The sequence below is a fragment of the Kineococcus vitellinus genome, assembly GCF_009906315.1.
Taxonomy (GTDB): domain Bacteria; phylum Actinomycetota; class Actinomycetes; order Actinomycetales; family Kineococcaceae; genus Kineococcus; species Kineococcus vitellinus.
This window is the reverse complement of the sequence record NZ_JAAALL010000346.1, coordinates 1-4,174: the sequence shown is the minus strand read 5'-3', so window position 1 is coordinate 4,174 and position 4,174 is coordinate 1. Positions and strand designations below refer to the sequence as shown.

Below are 4,174 nucleotides of genomic sequence, written 5' to 3'. Positions count from 1 at the left end.
ACCCACGACCGAGGAATTATGAGTTCCCTGCTCTGACCGGCTGAGCTACCGCCCCGCAGGCGCTCATCCTGCCACGGCGCCCGGACCGGTCGGCACCGGTCGGCGCAGGTCGGCACCGGTCAGCGCCTGCGGGCACCCCCGCCGCCGGCGCCCTCGTGGTGGATGCGTCCTGCGGTGCGCCGCAACGGCTCCCCGCTGCCGCCCCAGCGGGCGGCGGTGATCTCGGCGGCGATGGAGACGGCCGTCTCCTCGGGGGTGCGCGCACCCAGGTCCAGGCCGATCGGCGAGGACAGCCGGGCCAGCTGCGCCTCGTCCAGGCCGCTCTCGCGCAGCCGGGCGAGGCGGTCCTCGTGGGTGCGCCGCGAGCCCATCGCCCCGACGTAGGCGGCCGGTCCGCGCAGCGCGACCTCCAGCAGGGGGACGTCGAACCTGGGGTCGTGGGTGAGCACGCACAGCACGGTGCGCTCGTCGACCTCGGTGCGCGCCAGGTAGCGGTGCGGCCACTCGACGACGACCTCGTCGGCGTCGGGGAAGCGGCGCGCGGTGGCGAACACCGGGCGGGCGTCGCAGACGGTGACGTGGAAGCCGAGGAAGGCGCCGACGCGGGCGAGCGCGGCGGCGAAGTCGATGGCGCCGAAGACGATCATGCGGGGCGGCGGGGCGAAGGACTCCACGAACACCTCCAGCTCGTCGTGGCGGCGCTGCCCGTCGGCGCCCAGGTGCAGGCAGGCGGTGGTGCCGGTCTCCAGCAGCCCGCGCGCGTCGTCGGTGACGGCGTCGTCCAGGCGCGCCGAGCCGAGGGTGCCGCTGCGCCCGCCGGGGTGCACGAGCAGCGTGCGCCCGCGCAGCGCGTCGGGGCCGGCCACGACGGTGGCGGCGGCCACGGGGCGGCGGCGCGCCCGCCGGCCGGCGGGCCGGCGCACGGCACCGCGCAGCGGGGCGCGGACCGGGTCGGTGCGCGAGGGCGGGGCGGTGCCCACCACGGGCCGCGCGGGCACGGCCATCGGCGCGTCGCGCGGCGGCAGCGGTCCGCTGGGACCGCCGATGTCGAGCAGGCGCACGAGCAGGTCCTGGGACAGCTGCGGCTCGGCGAGGGTCTGCAGCCGCGCCTTGACGAGGCGCTCGGAGTCCACGGCGCCCGCGCAGTCCGGGCAGGCGCTCAGGTGCTCGCGAGCACGGGCCTCGGCGTCCGCCGCGAGCCGCCCGTCGACCAGCGGGCTGACCCGCGTGCCGAGGTGCGGACCGCTCACGGCTTCTCCTCGCCGTAGGCGAGCCGGACGGGGGCGGCGGGGCGGGGCGCCCGGTGCGCGAGCGCGGCGCGCAGCTGGGCGCGGCCGCGGTGGATGCGGGAGCGGACGGTGCCCAGCTTCACGCCGAGCGTGGCCGCGATCTCCTCGTAGGACAGGCCCTCGATGTCGCACAGGACGACGACCGCGCGGAAGTCCGGCGGCAGGGCGTCCAGCGCGCTCTGCACGTCGTCGTCGAGGTTGCGGTGCTCGAAGGCGCGCTCGGGGCCGTGGTCGGTGCTCGGCAGCTTGTCGCCGGCGTCCTCGGCGAGGGCGTCGAAGCGGATGCGCTGCTTGCGGCGGACCTGGTCGAGGAAGAGGTTCGTGGTGATGCGGTGCAGCCAGCCCTCGAAGGTGCCCGGCTGGTAGCTGGACAGCGAGCGGAAGACGCGGACGAAGACCTCCTGGGTGAGGTCCTCGGCGTCGTGCCGGTTGCCGGTCAGGCGGTAGGCCAGGCGGTACACGCGCGCGGAGTGGTCGCGCACGACCTCCTCCCACGTCGGCGGCACCCACGTCGAGACGGCGGCGGCGGGCGACAGCGAGGCGCTCTCGGCGGAGGCGTCGGCGCGCCGGCCTGCGGTCTCGGCAGGACGACCGGCAGCGCCGGGGTCGTCGCTCACGGTGCTCCTCCTGGAACGGGCGGGGAAGGGGGCCGCGAACGGCACCGCCACTGCTCCCATGGTCTCCCACTCCCCTCGCTCGGGCCAGTTCCCGGTGGGTCTTTCCGCCGGTCGGCGTCGTGCTCTCCAACGCAGGGCTGACGCGCGCGGTTCCCGCGCCCCCCCGCGGGGGGACGACGCGCGGCGGCCGGCCGGCCGGGACCACCGGCGCTCACGGGCCGGTCGGCAACGTTCACTGATCGTGAGCGGACGGGGGTGGACTAGATTGCGCAGGTGCCGTCGCCCACGAGCCGAACGACCGCCAAGCAGCCCGCCAGCTGGGCCTTCACCGAGCAGTTCGTCGCCGAGGACGACGTGCTGCAGCGGGCGCGCGAGCGCGCCGCCGACCTGGGGGTCGAGCCCGTCAGCACCGGGGTGGCGGCGACGCTGACCGTGCTCGCGGCCGCCACGCGGGCCCGCACGGTGGTCGAGGTCGGCACCGGCACCGGCGTCTCGACCCTGTGCCTGCTGCGCGGCATGGGCGAGGACGGCGTCGTGACGACGATCGACTCCGACGCCGAGGCGCAGCGCGCCGCGCGCGAGGCAGTCGCCGACGACGGCATCCGCACCAACCGCGCCCGGCTCATCAACGGCCGTGCGCTGGAGGTGCTGCCGCGCCTGACGGACGCCGCCTACGACCTCGTGCTGCTCGACGGCGACGAGCGCGAGTACTCCGCCTACCTGGAGCAGGCGCTGCGGCTGCTGCGCCCCGGCGGGCTGCTCGTCGTCGACGACGCGCTGTGGAAGGGCAAGGTCGCCGACCCCGCGGCCCGCGAGGCCTCCACCGTCGCGCTGCGCGAGGTGGGGCGCACCGTCCTGGAGGACGGCAACTGGTACCCGACGCTGCTGCCCACCGGCGACGGCCTGCTGCTGGCCGTCAAGCACGGCTGACCGTCCGCACCCCGCGCCTCAGGCGCGGGTCGTCGCCTCCAGCCACTCCAGCAGCACCCGCGCGCCGAAGCCCGTCGCCCCGCGGCCGACCTCGTGCTCGGGGCCGTCGGCGCGGCCCGTGCCGGCGATGTCCAGGTGCGCCCAGCGGCGGCCCCCCGTGAACGGGCGCAGGAACAGCGCGGCCAGGATCGAGCCGGCCCCCGCGCCCGGTGCGCCCGCGACCTGGCGGGCGTCGGCGACCTCGGAGTCGAGGAGGGCGGCGTAGTCGTCGACCAGCGGCATCCGCCACAGCCGCTCGCCGGTGGCCGCGGAGGCCGCCAGCAGCTCGGCGGCGAGGGCGTCGTCGGTGGCGTACAGCGGCGCGTGGCGCTTGCCCAGCCCCAGGGTCGCGGCCCCGGTGAGGGTGGCGACGTCGACGAGCACGTCGGGCCGCAGCACCGCGTCGGCGTAGGCCAGCGCGTCGCCCAGCACCAGGCGCCCCTCGGCGTCGGTGTTGTTGACCTCGGTGGTGCGCCCGCCGTGGTGCGTGACGACGTCGCCGGGGCGGTAGGAGCTCGCGCCCAGGGAGTTCTCGGCGAGGGCCAGCAGGCCGGTGACCTTGACGGGCAGCCTGAGCCGGGCCGCGGCCGCCACGACGGCCAGGACCACGCCGGCACCGGCCATGTCGGTCTTCATGGCCACCATCGACTCGCGCGGCTTCAGGCCCAGGCCGCCGGTGTCGTAGGTGATGCCCTTGCCGACGAGGACGACGTGCGGGACCCCGGTGCGCCCGCGCGGGGCGTGCTGCACCTGCACCAGCGCCGGCGGGGAGGCCGAGCCGGCGCCGACGGCGAGCAGGCCGCCGAAGCCCTCGCGGCGCAGCCGGTCGGCGTCGCGGACGTCCACGCCCAGCCGCGCGGCGGCGGCCACCTCGCGCGCCTGCGCGGTCATCCACGCGGGGTCCTTGAGGTTGGACGGGGTGGCGGCGAGGTCGCGGGCCAGGAGCGTGGCCCCGGCGGTCGTCTCGGCGTGGCGCACGTCGGCGACCGGCACGTCGCCCAGCAGCAGCAGCCGGCGCGCCGGGGCGTCGCCGAAGGCCTTGCGGCCGCTGACGGGCGGGACGTGGGCGGCGAGCAGGAAGCCCTCGACGACCGCGCGCACCCCGGCGGGGCCGACGCCGTCGGCGAGGGTGGTGACGACGTCGGCGGTGCGGCCGGCGGCGCGCGCCAGCGCCGCCCCGGCGCGGCGCAGGGCCTGCGGGGAGGAGTCGCCGACGCCCACGACGAGCAGCCGGCGCGGGCTGCCGGCGGGGGCGGCGACCGGCAGCCGGGTCGCGCTGCCCGGCTCGGCGCCCCCGCC

The 4,174-nt window shown here is 77.6% G+C and carries 4 protein-coding genes; 1 reads left to right on the top strand and 3 read right to left on the bottom strand.

All coding sequences use genetic code 11. The features are described 5' to 3' along the window. Nucleotides 1–119: 119 nt before the first annotated feature. Entirely contained in the window at nt 120–1,250 is a 1,131-nt protein-coding gene (locus tag GTQ99_RS20530; protein ID WP_166617559.1) for an XdhC family protein, read from the bottom strand. Further along, entirely contained in the window at nt 1,247–1,966 is a 720-nt protein-coding gene (gene sigE / locus GTQ99_RS20525; RefSeq protein ID WP_166617558.1) for an RNA polymerase sigma factor SigE, read from the bottom strand. The genes GTQ99_RS20530 and sigE overlap by 4 nt, the downstream gene beginning before the upstream one ends. 213 nt (nt 1,967–2,179) lie before the next feature. Here sigE and GTQ99_RS20520 point away from each other — a divergent pair, with 213 nt between their 5' ends. Beyond that, nucleotides 2,180–2,836, top strand: coding sequence for a class I SAM-dependent methyltransferase (locus GTQ99_RS20520; protein ID WP_166617557.1), 657 nt, complete (start codon nt 2,180–2,182; stop codon nt 2,834–2,836). An 18-nt stretch (nt 2,837–2,854) separates the two neighbouring features. Here the strand turns inward: GTQ99_RS20520 and GTQ99_RS20515 are convergent. Then, on the bottom strand, nt 2,855–4,174 hold a 1,320-nt coding region (locus tag GTQ99_RS20515), incomplete at its 5' end, for a leucyl aminopeptidase family protein (RefSeq protein WP_166617556.1).